This is a genomic window from Hallella seregens ATCC 51272, assembly GCF_000518545.1.
GTDB classification, from domain to species: domain Bacteria; phylum Bacteroidota; class Bacteroidia; order Bacteroidales; family Bacteroidaceae; genus Prevotella; species Prevotella seregens.
This window is the reverse complement of sequence record NZ_JADU01000009.1, coordinates 126,882-145,303: the sequence shown is the minus strand read 5'-3', so window position 1 is coordinate 145,303 and position 18,422 is coordinate 126,882. Positions and strand designations below refer to the sequence as shown.

Below are 18,422 nucleotides of genomic sequence, written 5' to 3'. Positions count from 1 at the left end.
CAAAGCCGAGCGCTACTAATTGCCCGAGCGCTTTCTTCGGGCCCCATTTTTTCAGCCGTGGCGTTCCCTGTCCCGCTTTGATGCGGTGTCCGGGCGCATGTCTTTGTTTTCCTTTTTCAGTCTTGCCTTGTGCCGATGGTCATTCGTTATTTTTGGTGGCTGTTGCGGCGGTGTCCCACCTCTTCCCATTCCGAACAGAGAAGTTAAGCCCGTCTGCGCCGATGGTACTGCAATGCAATGCGGGAGAGTAGGGAGCTGCCTGCTTTTTGGTTCCCCGTCCACAGGAAGTGTGGGCGGGGGACTTTTTTGGTGGGGGAGGGAGGTGATAATAGGAGGTGATAGCAATTGATAGGCTATGATAGGCGTGATAGGCAATGGTGCGCGCCATCATAGGAGGTGATAGGAATTTGTAGGGACTTTTTAAGGGGCAATAGGCAATTTATAAGCAATGATAGTCTATGATGATCTGTTATTGGGAGTTATGTGAGGGGGGAGGAAGTGAGGAGGTGAAGCATTTGCTGGTGGCCTTGGTTGATAATTTCGGGTGCTTTATCGAAGTCGAAAAGGCCGAAAGTGGACATTGGAAGATTTAGGCAAAGGTCTGGAGGGGTGAGACGCATGGCCATCTGCGTGTTGTTTTGAATGCTTATCTGGGCCACGCGCAAAGCCATGTTCATGTAGTTGGTGGATAATTCGGTTTTAAGGAATGCACGGAGCAGGGGGAGTCGATGCCAAAGAGAGGAGAACATGCTGCTTGCTCTGGCATCGTGTTGTTTGTGGGAACTGAAAGAGGTGTCAGTTTGGTGATTATTTTGTTTGAAATGGGCACCGAAGGAGGCATCAGCTTTGGGATTGTTTTGTTTGAGATAGGTGCCGAATGGCCTGTCTGCTGTGAGGTTGTCTTGTTTGAGACGGGTAGGGAAGGGTTTGTCGTCCGGTGCACTTACATTAACGGCTATCAGCAAATCGCCAGGATGACGCTGCACTCTATCAAGAGGGAGCGTGTTGTGCAGACTGCCGTCTACCAGGATACGGTTGTCGAGTGTAACGGGTTTGAAGAAGCCGGGAATGGAGATAGAGGCGCGGATGGCCGTGGAAAGCGGACCGCTGCGAAACACCACTTCCTGTCTGCTTACGACATCCGAAGCAGAGCAGCAGAAAGGAATGGGCAGGTCTTCTATCCGGACATCGCCGATGAGACTGTCGAGCAACTGCATGAATCGCCCGCCGGTGGCAATGTGATCCAGGCCGGGTGAAATATCCATCATGCGGAGGACACGTCTGCGCGTGAGCCGTTCGGCTATGTTTTTTGCCTCGTTGATTTTGCCGGCGGCAAAAAGACCACCGACGAGGGCCCCCATTGACGTGCCGGCCACCGAGGTAATACGGAAGCCTTGAGCTTGCAGAGCCTCGATGGCGCCCAAGTGGGCCAGGCCGCGTGCACCGCCGCCGCCCAACACGAGAGCCACGCATCTGGCTTCTTCCATGCCATGCCGTCCCCTTATACGGTTCCACCATTGTGCAAACAATTCCATGCTTTGTGCTTTGCAATGCAGTTCTTTGCAAAGATACAAAGTTTTGCGGACAAAGCGCGACTTGTCAGCGATTCTTCCGATAACTTGCCACCGCCCACACGTTCATCACCCCGGCAAAGGCAGCGAGGGCGAAAATTTGGCGGGCGACACTGGCGAAGCCGCCACCCCTCACGTACACTGTTCGGATGGCATCCATGAAATAGTGCATCGGGTTGGCCCTCACGATGACCTGTGCCCAGGCCGGCATGGAGGCCACCGGCGTGAACATGCCGCTCATCAACATCATGACCACCACCATAAACCACATGACAAACACCGCCTGCTGCATGTTGTCGCTGTAGTTGCTCACGATGAGCCCCAGCCCGCTGAAGAATAAAGCCAGCAGCAACGCCACGAGATAGGCCAGCCCCAACGGCCCCTGACAGCCAATGCCATAGACCAGCCACGCCAGCACGAGGGCTGTGGTCATGGCCACCATACCCACCAGCCAGTAGGGCACCAGCTTGGCCAGGATGAACTCCCACTTCCTGACCGGCGTCACATTCATCTGCTCTATGGTGCCCGTTTCCTTTTCGCCCACGATGTTCAGGGCCGGCAGAAATCCGCAAAGCATCATCATCAACAGCCCCATGAGGGCCGGAATCATGAACACTTTATAGCTCAAATGAGGGTTATACAGGTCGATCACCGACACGCGCAACTGCTCCTCCGACGGCGTTGCCCTCAGGTTGGCCGTCACAATTTGCGAGAGATAGGCGGCCCCCATGCCACCCTTGGTGGCGTTACCGGCATTGGCCGCCACGTGTATCTGCGGCTGCCTCCCGTCGACGAGGCCGCGTTCATAGCGTGGCGGCACCTCCAACACGATGTCGGTCTGGCCGCGTTCCATGCGTTTCAGACCGTCGGCGTAGGTGTCGGCCTGTCCCTTGAACACAAAGTAGTTGCTGGCCTCGATGCGATGGATGAGCCGCCGGCTTGTGGTGGAGCGGTCGTTATCGACCACCGTCACGCCGATGTTGCGCACCTCCATGCTCATCACCCACGGCATCACGCACACGATGACGATGGGGTACAGCAGGATGAGCCTGAGGAGGAAAGGGTTGCGCCCCATCTGGATGAACTCCTTGCGTATCAGATGTTTCAGTATCATAACTTGCCCATTTTCTTGGTGAACGACTATTGCAGCCGCGTCTTGAACTTGCCCAGGGCTAGTCCGAGGACAGCGGCGGCCATAAGGCCGAGGACGCAGAGCTCGCGCATCACGTCGCCTACACCCACTCCCATAATCATCAACTTGCGCATGGCGGCGATGTACCAGCGGGCCGGCACCACGCACGAAGCCCATTGCAGCACCTCCGGCATGCTCTCTACGGGGAATATTAGGCCCGAAAGTATGATGACGGGCATGAGCAATACCACGGCCGACACCAGCAGCGCCACCAGCTGAGACTCGGCCACGGTGCTGATGAGCAGCCCGAGTGAGAGCGACAGCAGGATGTAGACCAGCGATACCACGACTATCCATCCCACCGAGCCCGCCAGCGGCACGTCGAGCACGAAGTAGCTCATCGTCAGGATGGCGACGAGGATAAGGACGGCCAAGGCCATGTAGGGTACGGCCTTGGCCAGGATGATGACGATGGGGCGCACGGGCGACACGAGCAGCACCTCCATGGTACCGCGCTCCTTTTCGCGGGCGATGCTCACCGAGGTCATCAGTGCACACACCAGCATGAGCAGCATGCCCATGATGCCGGGCACGAAGTTGTAGGCTGAGCGCAGCTGCGGATTGTAGAGCATGGTCGTGGCCACGACCTCTCTTGTCGTGCCCCCGCGGCCCCGTTGCGCGGCCGCTGCCACCACGGGCACCACGATGCTCTGGGCATAGCTGGCATAGAGCTGCCCCATGTTGGGGTCGGCTGCGTCGGTGAGTATCTGGATGGCGCCACGGTCGTAGGCGTGGCTGGCCAGCCGTGGGGCAAAGGCGATGGCCAGGTCGGCCTGTTGCCGCCGCATCATGCGCTCGGCGTCGGCCCCCGTGGGAGCCGTGCCCACGATGGTGAAATAGTCCGAGGCGTCGAGCGCCGCCACGGCCCGGCGCGTGAGTCCGTCCATCGAAGCCGTCACCACCACGGTGCGCACGTTCTTCACATCGGTGCGGATGGCAAAGCCAAAGAGCAGCATCATCACCGTGGGCATGCCGAAGAGGATGAGCATCGTGCGCCGGTCGCGCAGGATGTGGCGGCTTTCCTTGCGGACAAAAGAGAGAAATGTTTTCATGTGCGCCGGGCTTTTCGTGCCAAATGGGTGAATACTTCGTCCATGGTTGCAAGCCCGAGCCGGCGTTTTAGCTCGTCGGGCGTGCCCATGGCACTGATTTTTCCATCCACCATGATGGAGATACGGTCGCAGTATTCGGCCTCGTCCATGTAGTGGGTGGTCACAAAGACGGTGATGCCGCGCCGGGCAGCCTGGCGGATGAGCAGCCAGAACTGCCGGCGTGTGGCCGCGTCCACGCCGCCCGTAGGCTCGTCGAGGAACACGATGCCCGGCTCATGGAAGATGCTCACCGAGAAGGCCAGCTTCTGTTTCCAGCCCAGCGGTATGGCCTTCACGATGGTGTCGCGCTGTGCTTCCATGCCCAGTTCGTGCAGCACCAGCTCCGTGCGCTCCCGGATGTCCCGGTCGTCCATGCCGTAAATGCCGCCAAAGAGCCTCAGGTTTTCGGCCACGGTCATGTCCTCGTAGAGCGAGAAGCGCTGGCTCATGTAGCCAATGTTTCGTTTGATTTGCTCGTACTCCGTGGCCACGTCATAGCCCATCACGCGGCCGCGGCCCGCCGTGGGCTGGCTCAATCCCGTGAGCATGTGCATGGCCGTGCTCTTGCCGGCCCCGTTGGCGCCGAGGAATCCGAAGATTTCGCCCTGCTGCACGCTGAACGAAATGTCGTCCACGGCCCTGAAGTTTCCAAAGGCTTTCACCAGATGCTCCACCTCGATGACCGCCTCTTCCCCGTCGCCGCGCGTCGTGGCGGGCAGCGGGTCGGGGTCGAACACCGCCTTGAACCGGTTGAGTATTTCCTCGGGTGTGCCCGTGCCGGCCACGCGGCCGTGGTCCAGATAAGCCACTCTGTCGCAGCGTCTTATCTCGTCAAGATAGGGCGTGGCGGCCACGATGGTGATGCCTTGGCGGCGCAGCGTGGCGAGCATGTCCCACAGTTCCTTGCGGCTCACGGGGTCCACACCCGTGGTGGGCTCGTCGAGCAGCAGCACGCGCGGCCGGTGCACCAGCGCGCAACTCAGGGCCAACTTCTGCTTCATGCCGCCCGAAAGGGCTCCCGCCCGCCGCTGGCGGAAGGGCTCTATCTGGCCGTATATGGCGCGAATGCTGTCGTATCCCTGGGCCACGGTGGTGCCGAAGAGGGTGGCAAAGAAGTCCAGGTTCTCCTCCACCGTGAGGTCTTCGTAGAGCGAGAAGCGGCCGGGCATGTAGCCCGTCACCCGCCGTATGGCCCCCGGCTGCCGCCGGCTGTCGTGCCCCTCCACCGTGGCCTGTCCGCCGTCGGGCAGCAGCAGCGTGGCGATGATGCGGAAGAGCGTGGTCTTGCCCGACCCGTCGGGGCCGATGAGCCCGAACATTTCGCCGGGCTTCACCTTGAGCGACACGTCGTCCAGGGCCTGCACTGCGCCGTAGACCTTGGATACATGGCTGATTTCTATGGCTGCCTGTTCCATGCCGCTACGGTTTGGGGGCGAGCTCCACATGGCCGTACATCCCTATTTTGATATACCCGTCGTTCTTCACGGCCACCTTCACGGCATACACCAGGTCGGCCCTCTCGTCGTCGGTGAGGATGGTTTTGGGCGTGAACTCGCTTTTGTCCGAAATCCAGGTCACGGTGCCGGCATAGCGTCTGGGCTTTTGGTCGCCGTAGTCGGTGGTCACTGTCACCTTCTGCCCCAGTTTCACGGCGGCCAGCTGTGCCGAGGTGAGATAGGCGCGCAGCGTCATCCGTCGGGTGTCGGCCATCTTGAAGAGGGGCTTTCCGGCCGTCGTCACCTCGCCGCGCTCGGCATATTTCTCCAGCACGGTGCCCTGCAGCGGGGCGGTGATGTGGCAGCGGGCGATGCGGTCGCGCAGCTGTGCCTCTTCGGTGTCGGTGGTCTGCTGCTGTCGGGCCAGCGTGGCCGTCTGTGTGCCCAGTGCCGAGGCTTGGGCGGCAATCTGGCGTTCCAGCACCAGCACCTGGCTGTTTGCGTCGTCGAGCAGCTTGCGCGGGGCGGCGCCGTCGGCCACGAGCTCGGTGTATCGCCGCTGTTCCTGCCGGGCTTTGGCCAGTTGTTGGCGCAGGGCGGCCAGCTGGGCCGTCACGTCGGGCCGCTGTGCGCCGTACACTTGGCGCACGGCACGCAGCTGTTGCAGCCGGAGGTGCAGGGGCATGGTGTCTACCAGCCCCGCCGTCTGTCCCATGGTCAGTTCCTGGCCTTCGGCAATATCGAGGGCGAGCAGGCGGCCGCTCTCTTCGGCCGACACGGTGGTCTCGGTGGCCTCGAACGTGCCCGAGGCCGTGTTCCGGGTCTCTGTGTTGCCGCAACCGACGAGGATGAGGGCGGCTATGAGGGGGAGGGGAGTTTTCATTTTTCTTTTGGAGTTATGAAGTTAAAGGGTGGGAGTTATGGAGTTAAGGGGTGGGAGTTATGGAGTTAAAGGAGTTATGGAGTTAAGACAAATGGTTTGCGGATGGGTGGTGAGCTGTTTTTACGGGTTCAGCGTGTGGCGTAAGCGGTAGATTTCGCGCAGCATCTCGAGCTCGTGGATGGAGCGTTGGAGGCGCGCCTGGTTCTCGGCGTTGATCTCGCGGACGAGGTTGTTTACGTCGATGATGCCGTGGGCCAGCTTCGACTCGGCCGCCCGACGCACGTCGGTGCGCAGCCGGATGATTTCGTCGTCCTGTTCCTGCAGCCGCCGGTACTTGTCAATGTCGGCCTGTTGCCGGGTGGCTTCCAGCCGGTTGTTGAAGAGAAACAGCTCGCGGTCGTTCTCGGCCGTCTGCCGTTCCAGCCCCAAACGGGCGCGATCGTTACGCCGAGTGTAGAGGGCCCCGATGTTCCAGCTCAGCTTCACGCCTACCAGCGCGTTCAGGCTGGGCGTGCGCCGCATGATGTCGCGATACATGTCAAGGCCCGGATAGCCGTAGTAGCCCTGGGCAAAAGCCGCGAGTGCGGGGCGCAGCTGGGTGTCGAGGGCCCGCTGCCGGGCGTCGAGCAGCGACAGCCGGGCCTCGGTGAGCAGCAGCTCCGGGCGGTGGCAGTCGGCAGCGTTGGGGGTGCCGGCGGCCGTGCCGGCCTCGGGTCGCGAGAGACTGCCGATGTCGAGGCCGGTGAAGAGGGCCAGCATCTGCCGCAGGGCCGCCTGTTGCGTCTCCAGCTCCACGGCCTGTTGGCGGGCTCCGATGCGCTCGGCCCGCACCGCGTTGAGGTCGCTCGTGGCCGCCGTGCCGGCCCGCACCATGGCCGCCAACTGCCGCTCGCTGCTCGTGAGCAGCCGTTGCAGGTCGAGGTTCAGCTGCCGTTTGTCGTCGAGCAACAGCAGCCCGAAGTAGAGATCGTCCACGCGTTGGCGCACGGCGTAGAGTCCCACGCGGTTCTGCGCCTCGTCCACGGTCTGCCGGCGACGGGCCACAGCTTTCTGTCCGCGCATGCGGCCGCCGTCGTAGAGGGTCTGCGCCACGTCCACACCTATCTTATATTGTGTCTTCGCCAGGCCGTTCACCTGCATGCCTTGGCTGGTCATCAGCCGGGTCATGGCCTCTGGCAGCGTCACCACACGGTTCTGGACGGTGCCCTGTGCATAGGCCGACACTTGGGGCAGCCACCCTTTTTCGATGTTGGCCACGGTGAGCCCGGCCGTCTGCTCTGCGAGGGCATACCGCTTGATGAGCGGATAGTTGCGCTCGGCGGCCTCGTGGCACTGCTCCAGTGTCTGGGCCCGCGCGGGCAGCAGGGCGGCCAGGCAGAGCGTGGCCGACAGGAGGCGGGCGGAGGGTTTGTGGGGAGTCATGATAGTTTTTGTTTTCTGTTCGTGGTGTAAAGGTAGGCACTTTGCCCGGAACGGCCGTTGTCTTCTTGTGCGGGAAGATGTGCTTTTTGTACGATTTTCCAGTTTTTTCGTCCACGATACGGGCGGAATGATTATCTTTGCGTCGGATAATACCTTGTTATATGAAAGAAAAAGAGCTCCGCCGTCTTTCGCTGCTCCAGATGCGTTCGCTGCTTCTCGAGGCCGCCGACACAGCCGATGCGGATCTGAATCAGGAGATTCACGCCTACGTGAACCGCCACGTGGCTGTGGCGAAACACATGATTACCAGCGTGACGCGCCATCTGGCGGACCACCCCTCCCTGCTCGAGGAGATGCGCGTGGTGCTCGTCCGGCAGGGCCATGCCCATCCGGTCATCAATCTGTTGCCCGTAGACCTGCAGGCGGGCGACCTGTTCTTTCTGGGCCGCAACTCCACGGCCCACGTCCGTGGCCTGTCCGACGATGTTGCGGGCGAGGGCGTCGTCATGAGCGACGAAGTCTTCGGGCTGGCCCTGGGCAATGCCATTCCGCCCGCGCTCGACGGCCATCTGCGCAGCTTCCGCCTATCGCTGTCGGCCGCCGAACAGGCCTGTTTCTCCCAGTTTGTCTCCTTGCTCTACGACACGCTCCAGCAGGACGACTGCAGTCCGCAGGTGTTTCTGGGCATGACTTCCGCTTTCTGGTGGTACGTGGACAGCCTCTATCAGCGTCACGCCCCCGGCGACCAGGCCGCCCAGAGCCGCGAGCAGCAGCTGTTTGCCCGTTTCATCGCCCTGGTCAACGCCCATGCCCGCCGCGAGCACACCCTCGATTTCTATGCCTCGCGGCTGTGCCTCTCGCCCCGCTACATGAGCACGCTCGTCAGGCAAGTGAGCGGCCGCGGCGCCAAGGCGTGGATAGACGAGGCCCTGCTCACGGCCATCAAGGTGGATCTGCGCCACACATCCAAGCCCCTCAAGCAGATTGCCGACGAGCTCTGCTTCCCCGGCATGAGCTTTTTCGGCAAGTTTTTCAAGCGCATGACCGGCCAGACGCCCATGGCCTATCGGCGGTCGGCCGAGGGCTGAGCCGTTTGTCGTCCGCTTTTCGGCTCCGCGGGGTGGTCTTTTACATGGGAAACCGCCGCCCTTTGCCGGGATTTTGCTAATTTTGCAGCCATGAATCCGTCAACCGTCCGCAGCCATCTGGGCTATCATGTTGTGGGTGCCCTCGTGGTGCTCATCTGGGGATGCACGTTCGTCAACTCCAAGGTGCTGTTGCAGCACGGCCTCCAGGCCCACGAGATCTTCGCCCTCCGCTTTCTCTTTGCCTACCTCTGCATCTGGTTCATCTCGCCCCGCCGCCTTTGGGCCGACAGTCTGCGCGACGAGCTGCAGCTCGTGCTGCTCGGCATGACAGGCGGTTCTCTCTATTTCGTCACCGAGAACGAGGCCGTTCGCATCGACTATGTGAACAACGTTTCGTTCATTGTCTGCACCGCGCCGCTGCTCACCACGCTGCTCGCCCTGGCCCTGCTGCGCAGCGTCCGGGCCACTCGTCCGCTCGTCATGGGCTCGGTGGCGGCCACGCTGGGCGTGGCCTTGGTGGTGTTCAACGGGCATTTCCTGCTCAAACTCAACCCCTTGGGCGACCTGCTGGCCCTCTCGGCGGCCCTGTGCTGGGCCGTCTACAGTCTGCTGTTGCGTCGGCTGGGCGGCTACGGTGCGGTGTTCGTCACGCGCAAGGTGTTCTTCTATGGGCTCGTCACAGTGCTACCCTTGTTTGCCGTGCGGCCATGGCAGTTTCCACTGGAGGGCTTCGTCCGCCCCGTGGTGTGGGGTAACCTGCTGTTCCTGGGCCTGGTGGCCAGCTTCGGGTGCTTCGCCCTTTGGAGCCTCGTGAGCAAGAAGATAGGTGCCCTCCACGCCAGCAACTACATCTATCTGAACCCCATTTCCACAGTGGTGTTCTCGGCCTTGGTGCTCGGCGAGTCGATGACGTGGCTGGCTTGCTTGGGTTCCGCCCTCATCCTGCTCGGCGTGTACTGGTCCAACAAAGGGTAGGGCAGGGGGCGGCGAATGGATTTATTTGTCAGTAATACTGCGTTATCTCAAAAGAATCGCTTAACTTTGCACCGTAATCAAAGCCATTATGTGGAATTATGGAAGAACGATTGTCAATGCTTTCTTTAAGAAACGGACAGAATGCCCTCCTGTACGTGCAGAGCTTGAAACAAGGCGTGAGGCAGATTGCAGCCGAAGCCATATTGGAGTGTTCGAGGTTGGGGTATCCGCTGAACAATATGGAGATTACGAGTAAAGCACGCGAACTGCAGCGCAAGAGGCGGAGGGCGCGCGGCTGATAGCCGTTGCAAAAGCTCATGGCCTTTATATTCCACGCGATGACTGGGCACTTTTTGGAGACCGAAAACGTCTGCCGTCGGGTGAGAGTATCGTCTATCTTGAAGAGCACGGCGAGTACGTGGTGAAAGTGCGAAACCCATTTGCCAAGTCCACCATCAAGCAAATGCACGCTCAGGATGCCATCTACGAGCATCTGATACACAATATTCTTTTTCCCAATACCCGTTATGATTTCAAAGGTATCAGTGATGATGTGGACGGTGTGCGCATTATTCTGACTCAGGCCTACGTCCCGGACCAGTATGGTGTTCCCGCTCAAAAGGAGATAGACCGTTATCTCACGCAAGGTCTTGGGCTGGTACCCGAGAACCGATATTTTTATGGAAACGATTATTTGGCCGTCACCGACGTGTCTGCCGACGGTGACAACGTGCTGACCAATGGCGAGCAATTCTATTTCATCGACCCCATTATCAAACTGAAACGACCGGCCGTTGAGGTGCTGGCGCACTATTACGCGTTGCTGAAATAGTGGTCAATGTCCATAGATTCTGTTGTGGTGATAATGCCGTATGCCCGCAAGGGCATGGATGTTTTGGGGATTTTCTCACAGATTTCACGGATTCCACAGATGCAGCTCGGGGAAGTTTCTCACAGATTCCACAGATTTCACAGATGCTGCGCGGTGTTTTTGTTAATGTGTTTCACTGGTTGCCCAGATACCAATTCGCCCGCGCAGCATCTGTGAAATCTGTGGAATCTGTGAGAAACTTCCCCGAGCTGCATCTGTGGAATCCGTGAAATCTGTGAGAAACACCCTCGCGCAGCCATCTGTCCAATATGTTGTTCTGTCTAAAAAATCCCGCACAGCATCCGCGCGCATCCGTGTGGGTTGTGTTCAATGCCCGCTTATCGCCCCGCGGCAACACCGCAATCGCGGGGCGATTGCACCGCGGACGCAGGGCGATTGCGGCGTAATGGCGACGCGATTACGCCGTGATGTCCGCGCGAAAAAGCGATGGAATGAAAAACATCTGGCACAAAACGAAAAGCAGGAATGCCGTCTTTTGACTAACTTTGCACCAAAACCTAAGACCAAGAACAATGAACAGACCGATGCTCCATCGACTCCCGCTCGTGCTGCTCCTGCTTATGGCCGCCCTCTTGCTGCCGGCCCAGGAGCGGCGTCCCATTGATGCCCGCCACCCGTTGTGGCTGGTTCACATCGACGTTTGGAACAAAGCCGACCCGCAGAAAATCATCGACCTGATACCCGAAGACGTCAAACCCTACGTGTGCATGAACCTGTCGCTCTCGTGCCAGTACGACACCGCGCGGCGAGTGTACAAGATGCCGCAGAACGCCATACGCACGTACAAGTCGTGGGCAACGGTCTGCCAGGCCAACCGCCTGTGGTTCACGTGTCAGCCTGCCAGCGGCGGACACACCCACATACAGGACAACGACCTGGAGACCTTCGAGTATTTCTACCGACGCTACCCCAACTTCCTGGGCTGGAACTATGCCGAACAGTTCTGGGGCTTCGACGAACCGGGCGACAAAAGCTCCAGTCCGCAGGCCACGCGACTGGCTCTCTTTGCCCGGTTGGTGGAGATGGCGCACCGCTACGGCGGCTTCCTCACGGTGAGCTTCTGCGGCAACATCTGGTCGCATCCGCTCAATCCCATGGGCATGATGAAGCGCAACGCCGACCTCTTGGCCGCCTGCAAGGCCTATCCCGAGGCCATTTTGTGGCTCTATAAATACACCACCTCGTCGTGTTTCTACAACAACGAGAGCGTGACCATCGGCCCGTTCATCGCCGGGCTGGCCGCCAACTATGGCGTGCGCTACGACAATTGCGGATGGAACGGGTCGCTCGACGAGGTGCTGGGACGCGGCCACGGCTGCACCTATCCCGTGGCGGCCGGCATCGGCACGGTGATGGAGCAGACGGGTATCAACGGCGGTGCCGTGTGGGACGGCCCGGAACTTATCTGGACCGAGGACTTCAAGAACCTGCGAAACTCCACCGTCAAGGGCTTCACGCACCGCAACTGGGGCACGTTCCCCGGGTTTCGCAATGCGTGGATCGACCTGTTTCGCAAGGTCATCGACGGCACGCTGACCATCCCCACCCGGGCCGACGTGGTGGGCCGCACGAAGATTGCCGTGGTGAACGACCTCGCCACCGGCAGCGACGAGGACAAGTATGCCGCCTGGGGCAGCCTCTACGACGGCCTTTACAAGCAGGACGACCCGATGAACCGCGGCCGCGGGCAGTGGATGGAGAACGGATTCTACCTGAAGCGCACGGGCCGTTACGGCGTGATTCCCGTGGTGCCGGGCCTCTACGACGACTTGGCACGCGCCATTCCCGTGCAGGTCAGCAAGTCGGCCGCCGCCTCGCGCTGGCCCTCGGAGGCCGCCAAGGTGGCCGAGTTCGACGCCAACTATGCCGAGACGAGCCGGGGCGACCTGTTCGTGTCGCGCTTCCGCAACCAGCTTGTCACCTACACCCCCTACTCCTATCTGAACGGCAAGACCACGGCCACGGCCGTCATCCCCCTGCAATACAACAGTTGCGCGTCGCTGCAGCTCACCTACGGCAAGCTCGGCAGCGGCGTCATCAAGGAGTATGCCGGCCATATCGACGTCTATTTGAACAATTACCGGTCGGACAGTGCCGCGCTGGTGACCGACCGCATCGTGGTGACCGGCGTCACGGCCGAGCCCTCCTGCACGGTGAATGTCCGGGCCGAGGCCCAGGCGGAGACCGCCCTCGGATGGGATGCCGCGCAGGGCACGTACACCGTCGAGGTGAGGCACAACGGCCCGGTAGACCTGCGCCTCGTGTGCCGGGGCGAGGCCGACGGCCGCCGCACCGACGTGCTGGACAGCACGCGGCTTAGTCTCGACCTGCCCCGCCAGCCCGCGCCGCAGACGGGCGAGCTCGTGGTCGAGGCCGAAGACATGGACTGGCAGCAAATCAAGAGCTGTGTGCTCGACCCCTACAACGCCTATCCCCAGGTGCGCGGACATGCTGGCAACGGGTTCATGGACATGGGCACCAGCCCGCGCGGCTGTCTGCGCCACACGGTACGGACGGAGCGTGGCGGTGACTATGCGGTTGGCGTGAGATACCAGTCGCCCGACGGCGACGCCCACCTCACCGTGTCGGTGAACGGCGTGGGGCAGACGCTCGACTGTCCGCGGACGGCTGCCGGCGCCTGGGGCAGGGCCACCCTTACGGCCGCGTTCACGGCCGGCGAGAATCGGTTGCTGCTGAACAATGTGGACGGCCGGGCCATGTACATCGACCAAGTGACCTGCACTCCGGCCGGTACCCCGGCCGAAACGTTTGCCGTGACGCTGCGCCCGTCGGCCCACGGCACGGCCACGGCTAGCACAGCCACGGCTACCGAGGGGCAGACGGTGACGCTGCAGGCCGAGCCCGCAGCCGGTTATGAGCTTGCGGGCTGGGAGCTGGTGCACGGCGATGTGACCATCGACGGCCAGTCGTTTGTCATGCCCGACGACAACGTGACGCTCATTCCGCTCTTCCGCGATACCACGGCCGTCTATCGGCTCGACTTCTCGGCCACGGCCGCCGGCGCGCTGCCCGAGGGCTGGCAGGCCGACCAGGGCGGCGAGCTGCACGAATATCCCAACATCTACGGCAGTGGGGCGCGCACGATGGTGGGCTTCACCGGCTGGCAGGGCAAGGCCCTTTACTGGCGGGTGGGCAGTGCGGCCTACGGCCGTCAGCCCGCACACCGCCTCGCGCTGGCCCCGGGCCGCTACGAGCTCACGCTGGCCGTGGCCGCCTGGAAAGGGGTGCCGCACTACCGGGTGGCCGTGGAGAGCCTCGCGGGGCAGCAGCTTTTCCTGTCGCCCGACTGTACGGCCGCGCCCAATGCCGACGGCAACCGCACGGCCGACATCAGTGGCGCACAGCCCGTCGTGCTGCCCTTCACGGTGAAGGCAGCGGGCAATTATGTTGTCGAGCTGGTGAGTGAGGGCGGCTTCAGCGAGTATCTGCTGGCCGACTGCCGGGTGAACAAGGTGGTCGCCACCGGCCTGGAGTCGGTGGATGTGCCGGCCGGCGCGGCTGCCGTGACGGGCATCTACAATGCCGCCGGCGTGAGGCTGGAGCGCATGCAGCGCGGCCTGAACATCCTGCGCACGGCCGACGGCACGGCCAGAAAGGTGTTTGTCGGCTCATCCGCCAGCCTCAGTCGGCCACGAACGTGGTGACCGACTGGGGCTCGAGCACCGTGGAGCCGTCGGTTTGGCCCACGGGTGTCAGGCTCTCGCCCTCGACGTCGCTCGTGCGATACATCTTCCACGTCCGCCGGCCCACGCCCGAGAGAGTGAACGGGCGGGCGGCTTCGCTGTAGTTGATGGCCACCACCGCCCAGCGTCCGTCGGCGTTGCGGTAGGCCGAGACCATGACGCCGTGCGGGTCGGAGTCGCCGTCGGTCACGCGTTGGCCCGTGGCGTCGCGTGCCGTCATGTCGTAACGCACTGCCCCCGGCCGCACGAAACGGCTGTAGTTGCCCAGTGTCCACATGAGCTTGCCGGGCAGGGCCTTGCCCGTGCGCCAGCCGTCGGTGCTGAGCACGCGGATGAGTCCGTCGCGGTAGTCGCCGCCCAGGGCGCGCCACCACGACCAGCTCTCGGCGTTGCCATACACCAGATCGTGGTGGATGACGCGGGCCACGTAGAGCGCGGTGCGCATGGAATAGTCGTAGAATGCGCCTCCGCCAATCTCGTTGTCGTTGCTCATGATGCAGAGTTCGGTCTGCCAATAGGCTACGTTGTAGCGGCGCAGCGTGTCGCGCAGCTGCTCGCGGATTTGGCGCATGAACGCTACGGGCGTGTTGGTCCAGTAGCTGTGGGCGTTGATGATGCGGGGCACCGCCGGCGTGTTGCCCAGGTAGGTGGCCGACGAGTCGGGCGAGAAGAAGCTGCGGATGGCGTGGCCCCGCGTCCAGTCGGTGTCGTGGATGCCGAGCAGGCAACGCAGGTCGCAGCTCTCATCGACCATGACAGCCGTGGAGACGCCCTGCCGACGGAACTCCCTGCCGATGGCGCGGGCCAGGCGTGCCACCTCGCGGTTGGTGGCGGGCGAGCCCTCCTGCTTGGGCCCGAGCCAGTTCCAGCTGCCGTCGGGCTCGTTCACCGGGCAGAAGTAATCGAAGTGGACGCCCTCGCGCCGCTCCAGTTCGCGCATCACGGTGGCGGCAAACCGCGCCACGCTGTCGTAGCAGTCGTCGCGCAGGTTGATGGTGCCGCCGCGCCCGGTGTTGGTGGCGAGGCCGTTGCGGGTGAAGTAGACGGGGGCGGAGTTGAGGAAAGTCAGGAAGTGGGGCACGCCGCGCCGGCGGGCCAGCTGCAGGAAGCGGCGTTGCCCCGGCTGCCGCGTCCAGTCGTAGGTGCCCTGTGGCGTGAGGAAGCATTCGGTGCGCGTGGCGGGCTGAATCTGGGACGAATCGCCCTGTTCGGCACTGCCCGCGCCCAGGTTGAACCGCCACACCGAGAGGCCGATGCCCCGCGGACGGCCCGTGGCGTCGTTGTCGGTGGAGAAGAGCCAGTCGGCTATCTGCTCCTGCTGGGCCTGGGGCCACAGGCCCACAAACTGCATGCTCCAGGCGTCGGAGGCCCCGAAGTGGCGGATGGTCTGCTCGGCACGTGTGGTGTCTATCTGCCAGACCACGGCCGTCTGGGCCGAGGCCGCGAGCGTGGCACACAGCAGCGGGAGGGCGGCAAGGAGCCGCCGCAGCGGTGAGGTTGTCTTGTCGTTCATCTTCTTTTTGTTTTGGAGTGAAGCCTCCGCGCGATGGGAGGCATGCGATTACGGCGACAAACTTACGAAAAAAACGGCAGACGCGCGGCGGCGCATCCCGTTTTTTCGATGCGACGGCGGCGTGAAACCTATGCGGAGACTGCGCAGGAGAAGTTGCTTAAAACTTGGATAAATCTAAAATATGCTTGCAATTTGATAAATATTTCCCGTTAGCGGTAACAATTTGGATTATTTTTCGTACTTTTGCAAAGCATTAAACATTTAAGTAGGACAAGATGATACTGGACCGAGACATGTTGCAACAATTCTATGCCACCTATGCCAGTCGGGTGGAGGCCGCCCGCCAGGCATTGCGTCGCCCGCTGACCTATGCCGAGAAAGTGCTGTACGCCCATCTCTACGACCCTCGCGAGCTGCGCCCCTTCAGCCGGGGCGAGGCCTATGTAAACTTCCGGCCCGACCGCGTGGCCATGCAGGACGCCACGGCGCAGATGGCCCTGTTACAGTTCATGAACGCGGGCAAGGACCGCGTGGCCGTGCCCGCCAGCGTGCATTGCGACCACCTGATACTGGCCGACGAGGGGGCGGAGCACGACCTGCCCGCGGCCCGCAGGCAGAATCGGGAGGTTTACGACTTCCTGCGCTCGGTGTCGGCCAAGTACCGCATCGGCTTCTGGGCGCCCGGAGCGGGCATCATCCATCAGGTGGTGCTCGAGAACTACGCCTTCCCCGGCGGCATGATGGTGGGCACGGATTCCCATACGCCCAATGCCGGCGGCCTGGGCATGGTAGCCGTGGGCGTGGGTGGCGCCGATGCCGTCGACGTGCTCACGGCACAGCCCTGGGAGCTCAGAATGCCACGGCTCATCGGCGTGTGTCTCACGGGCCGCCTCTCGGGCTGGGCCGCGCCCAAGGACGTGATACTGAAAATACTGGGCATGCTCACCGTGAAGGGTGGCACGAACGCCATACTCGAATACTTCGGCGAGGGCGTGCAGACGCTCTCGGCCACGGGCCGCGCCACCATCTGCAACATGGGCGCCGAGCTGGGAGCCACGTGCTCGCTCTTTCCCTTCGACGACAACACCGGGGAATACCTGCGGCGCACCGACCGCCAGGAGATTGCCACGATGGCGTGTGGGGTGGCCGACGAGCTGCGGGCCGACGAAGCTGTGACGGCCAATCCCGAACGCTTCTACGACCGGGTGATCCACATTGACCTCTCGGAGGTGGAGCCTCATCTGAACGGCCCTTTCACGCCCGACGCCGCCACGCCCCTCTCGCAGATGAAGGCCAAGGGCCCGGCAGCCGGATACCCCATGACGGTGGAGGTGGGGCTGGTGGGCTCGTGCACCAACTCGTCGTACCAAGATCTGGCCCGTGCCGCCTCGGTGGCCCGTCAGGCAGCCGAGAAGCACATCCCCGTGCGTGGGCAGCTCATCATCAATCCCGGGTCGGAACAGATACGCTACACAGCCGAGCGCGACGGACTGCTCGACGACTTCAGGCGCATCGGCGCCCTCATCATGACCAATGCCTGCGGCCCCTGCATCGGGCAGTGGAAGCGGCATACCGACGATGCGGAGCGCAAGAACGCCATCGTGACCTCGTTCAACCGCAACTTCCGCCGGCGGGCCGACGGCAATCCCAACACCTACGCCTTCATCGGGTCGCCCGAAATCACGGTGGCACAGGCCATCGCGGGCTGGCTGGACTTCGACCCCGCCACCGATGCGCTGACCGATGAGGCGGGCCACAGCGTGATGCTCGACGAACCGCGAGGCTTCGACTTCCCGCCGCGCGGCTTCCGTGCCGGGGCCGACGAGACGCTCACGGGCGTGGAGGTGCTGGAACGGGAGGGGCTCTTCGTCAGGCCGTCGGGCGACCATCGCGACATCGCCGTGGAGATAGCCCCGGACTCCAACCGGTTGCAACGCCTCGAACCCTTTGCCCCCTGGGACGGGAAAGAGCTTGCGGGCATGCCGCTGCTCATCAAGACGCAGGGCAAGTGCACCACCGACCATATCTCGATGGCCGGCCCGTGGCTCAGGTTCCGCGGGCATCTGCAGAACATTTCGGACAATCTGCTCATGGGGGCGGTGAATGCTTTCAACGGCGAGAGCAACCGGGTGAAGGACCAGCTGGACGGACAATATAAAGAGGTGTCGGCCGCAGCCAAGGACTACAAGGCCCATGCCATGCCGAGTATCGTGGTGGCCGAGGACAACTATGGCGAGGGATCCTCGCGCGAGCACGCGGCCATGGAGCCGCGCTACCTCAACGTGCGCGTCATCCTGGCCAAGAGCTTCGCCCGCATCCACGAGACCAACCTGAAGAAACAGGGCATGCTGGCCCTCACCTTTGTGGACAAGGCCGACTACGACCGCGTGCAGGAGAACGACCGCATCGACGTGACGGGGCTGGCCGACATGGCCCCGGGCTCGCTCCTCGACGTGACGCTGCACCACCGTGACGGCTCGCAGGAGCGGCTGAAAGCCGCCCACACGTACAACGAGACGCAAATCAACTGGTTCAGGGCAGGCTCTGCACTGAACTTCTCCTCCATGGAGCGTTGAACTTTGGAGTTAAGGATTTAAAGGAGTTAGGGGAGTAAGGAGTGATGGAGTGAAGATAAATGTCTTAACTCCATCCCTC

The 18,422-nt window shown here is 62.1% G+C and carries 13 protein-coding genes and 1 rRNA gene; 7 read left to right on the top strand and 7 right to left on the bottom strand.

What is annotated here, in order from left to right; genetic code table 11:
• Nucleotides 1-151 precede the first annotated feature (151 nt).
• A 5S ribosomal RNA gene (rrf, locus tag L888_RS0104295) occupies nucleotides 152-264 on the top strand.
• A 215-nt stretch (nucleotides 265-479) separates the two neighbouring features.
• On the opposite strand, the gene L888_RS0104290 is transcribed toward rrf, so the two are convergent.
• From L888_RS0104290 to L888_RS0104265, 6 genes are all read right to left on the bottom strand, one after another.
• Complete coding sequence (locus L888_RS0104290) at nucleotides 480-1,487, bottom strand: patatin-like phospholipase family protein (protein ID WP_245594817.1); 1,008 nt, start codon at nucleotides 1,485-1,487, stop codon at nucleotides 480-482.
• 112 nt (nucleotides 1,488-1,599) lie between these two features.
• A complete protein-coding gene (locus L888_RS0104285) occupies nucleotides 1,600-2,685 on the bottom strand; it encodes an ABC transporter permease (RefSeq protein ID WP_005847728.1) in 1,086 nt (361 codons plus the stop codon).
• Between the two features lie 26 nt (nucleotides 2,686-2,711).
• Entirely contained in the window at nucleotides 2,712-3,815 is a 1,104-nt protein-coding gene (locus tag L888_RS0104280; protein WP_005847726.1) for an ABC transporter permease, read from the bottom strand.
• Nucleotides 3,812-5,269 carry an ATP-binding cassette domain-containing protein gene (locus L888_RS0104275; protein WP_027951982.1) on the bottom strand — a complete coding sequence of 486 codons (1,458 nt, stop codon included), beginning with the start codon at nucleotides 5,267-5,269 and terminating at the stop codon, nucleotides 3,812-3,814. Before L888_RS0104275 ends, L888_RS0104280 begins: the two co-directional genes overlap by 4 nt.
• A gap of 4 nt (nucleotides 5,270-5,273) precedes the next feature.
• Nucleotides 5,274-6,173 (bottom strand): HlyD family secretion protein, encoded by a 900-nt coding sequence (locus tag L888_RS0104270; protein WP_027951981.1) that lies wholly within the window; start codon nucleotides 6,171-6,173, stop codon nucleotides 5,274-5,276.
• 120 nt (nucleotides 6,174-6,293) lie between these two features.
• Complete coding sequence (locus tag L888_RS0104265) at nucleotides 6,294-7,595, bottom strand: TolC family protein (protein ID WP_027951980.1); 1,302 nt, start codon at nucleotides 7,593-7,595, stop codon at nucleotides 6,294-6,296.
• 161 nt (nucleotides 7,596-7,756) lie between these two features.
• Between L888_RS0104265 and L888_RS0104260 the strand changes: the two genes are divergently transcribed.
• The 5 genes from L888_RS0104260 to L888_RS0104245 all read left to right on the top strand — a co-directional run bounded on the left by L888_RS0104260 (nucleotide 7,757) and on the right by L888_RS0104245 (nucleotide 14,215).
• Nucleotides 7,757-8,683, top strand: coding sequence for a helix-turn-helix transcriptional regulator (locus tag L888_RS0104260; RefSeq protein ID WP_027951979.1), 927 nt, complete (start codon nucleotides 7,757-7,759; stop codon nucleotides 8,681-8,683).
• 90 nt (nucleotides 8,684-8,773) lie between these two features.
• The gene (locus tag L888_RS0104255) at nucleotides 8,774-9,658 is read left to right on the top strand and encodes a DMT family transporter (RefSeq protein WP_005847717.1); all 885 of its coding nucleotides are present in this window, start codon (nucleotides 8,774-8,776) and stop codon (nucleotides 9,656-9,658) included.
• A 116-nt stretch (nucleotides 9,659-9,774) separates the two neighbouring features.
• On the top strand, nucleotides 9,775-9,957 hold the full coding sequence (locus tag L888_RS14830) for a hypothetical protein (protein WP_245594816.1): 183 nt from the start codon (nucleotides 9,775-9,777) through the stop codon (nucleotides 9,955-9,957).
• Entirely contained in the window at nucleotides 9,954-10,490 is a 537-nt protein-coding gene (locus L888_RS14620; protein ID WP_169732666.1) for a putative polyvalent protein kinase domain-containing protein, read from the top strand. Before L888_RS14830 ends, L888_RS14620 begins: the two co-directional genes overlap by 4 nt.
• A 584-nt stretch (nucleotides 10,491-11,074) precedes the next feature.
• Complete coding sequence (locus L888_RS0104245) at nucleotides 11,075-14,215, top strand: glycoside hydrolase family 98 domain-containing protein (RefSeq protein WP_245594815.1); 3,141 nt, start codon at nucleotides 11,075-11,077, stop codon at nucleotides 14,213-14,215.
• Here the strand turns inward: L888_RS0104245 and L888_RS0104240 are convergent.
• Nucleotides 14,193-15,767 (bottom strand): glycoside hydrolase, encoded by a 1,575-nt coding sequence (locus L888_RS0104240; RefSeq protein WP_027951977.1) that lies wholly within the window; start codon nucleotides 15,765-15,767, stop codon nucleotides 14,193-14,195. The two genes, L888_RS0104245 and L888_RS0104240, sit on opposite strands and share 23 nt — an antisense overlap.
• Before the next feature lie 275 nt (nucleotides 15,768-16,042).
• Here L888_RS0104240 and L888_RS0104235 point away from each other — a divergent pair, with 275 nt between their 5' ends.
• Complete coding sequence (locus tag L888_RS0104235) at nucleotides 16,043-18,343, top strand: aconitate hydratase (protein ID WP_027951976.1); 2,301 nt, start codon at nucleotides 16,043-16,045, stop codon at nucleotides 18,341-18,343.
• The last annotated feature ends 79 nt before the right edge of the window (nucleotides 18,344-18,422 follow it).

Excerpts from the sequence above, each read along its gene's own strand:
- L888_RS0104240 (WP_027951977.1), bottom strand. The coding sequence starts at position 15,767 with ATGAACGACAAGACAACCTCACCGCTGCGGCGGCTCCTTGCCGCCCTC.
- L888_RS0104285 (WP_005847728.1), bottom strand. The coding sequence starts at position 2,685 with ATGATACTGAAACATCTGATACGCAAGGAGTTCATCCAGATGGGGCGC.
- L888_RS0104280 (WP_005847726.1), bottom strand. The coding sequence starts at position 3,815 with ATGAAAACATTTCTCTCTTTTGTCCGCAAGGAAAGCCGCCACATCCTG.
- L888_RS0104275 (WP_027951982.1), bottom strand. The coding sequence starts at position 5,269 with ATGGAACAGGCAGCCATAGAAATCAGCCATGTATCCAAGGTCTACGGC.
- L888_RS0104255 (WP_005847717.1), top strand. The coding sequence starts at position 8,774 with ATGAATCCGTCAACCGTCCGCAGCCATCTGGGCTATCATGTTGTGGGT.
- L888_RS0104235 (WP_027951976.1), top strand. The coding sequence starts at position 16,043 with ATGATACTGGACCGAGACATGTTGCAACAATTCTATGCCACCTATGCC.
- L888_RS0104290 (WP_245594817.1), bottom strand. The coding sequence starts at position 1,487 with ATGGAAGAAGCCAGATGCGTGGCTCTCGTGTTGGGCGGCGGCGGTGCA.
- L888_RS0104260 (WP_027951979.1), top strand. The coding sequence starts at position 7,757 with ATGAAAGAAAAAGAGCTCCGCCGTCTTTCGCTGCTCCAGATGCGTTCG.
- L888_RS0104265 (WP_027951980.1), bottom strand. The coding sequence starts at position 7,595 with ATGACTCCCCACAAACCCTCCGCCCGCCTCCTGTCGGCCACGCTCTGC.
- L888_RS0104270 (WP_027951981.1), bottom strand. The coding sequence starts at position 6,173 with ATGAAAACTCCCCTCCCCCTCATAGCCGCCCTCATCCTCGTCGGTTGC.
- L888_RS0104245 (WP_245594815.1), top strand. The coding sequence starts at position 11,075 with ATGCTCCATCGACTCCCGCTCGTGCTGCTCCTGCTTATGGCCGCCCTC.
- L888_RS14830 (WP_245594816.1), top strand. The coding sequence starts at position 9,775 with ATGCTTTCTTTAAGAAACGGACAGAATGCCCTCCTGTACGTGCAGAGC.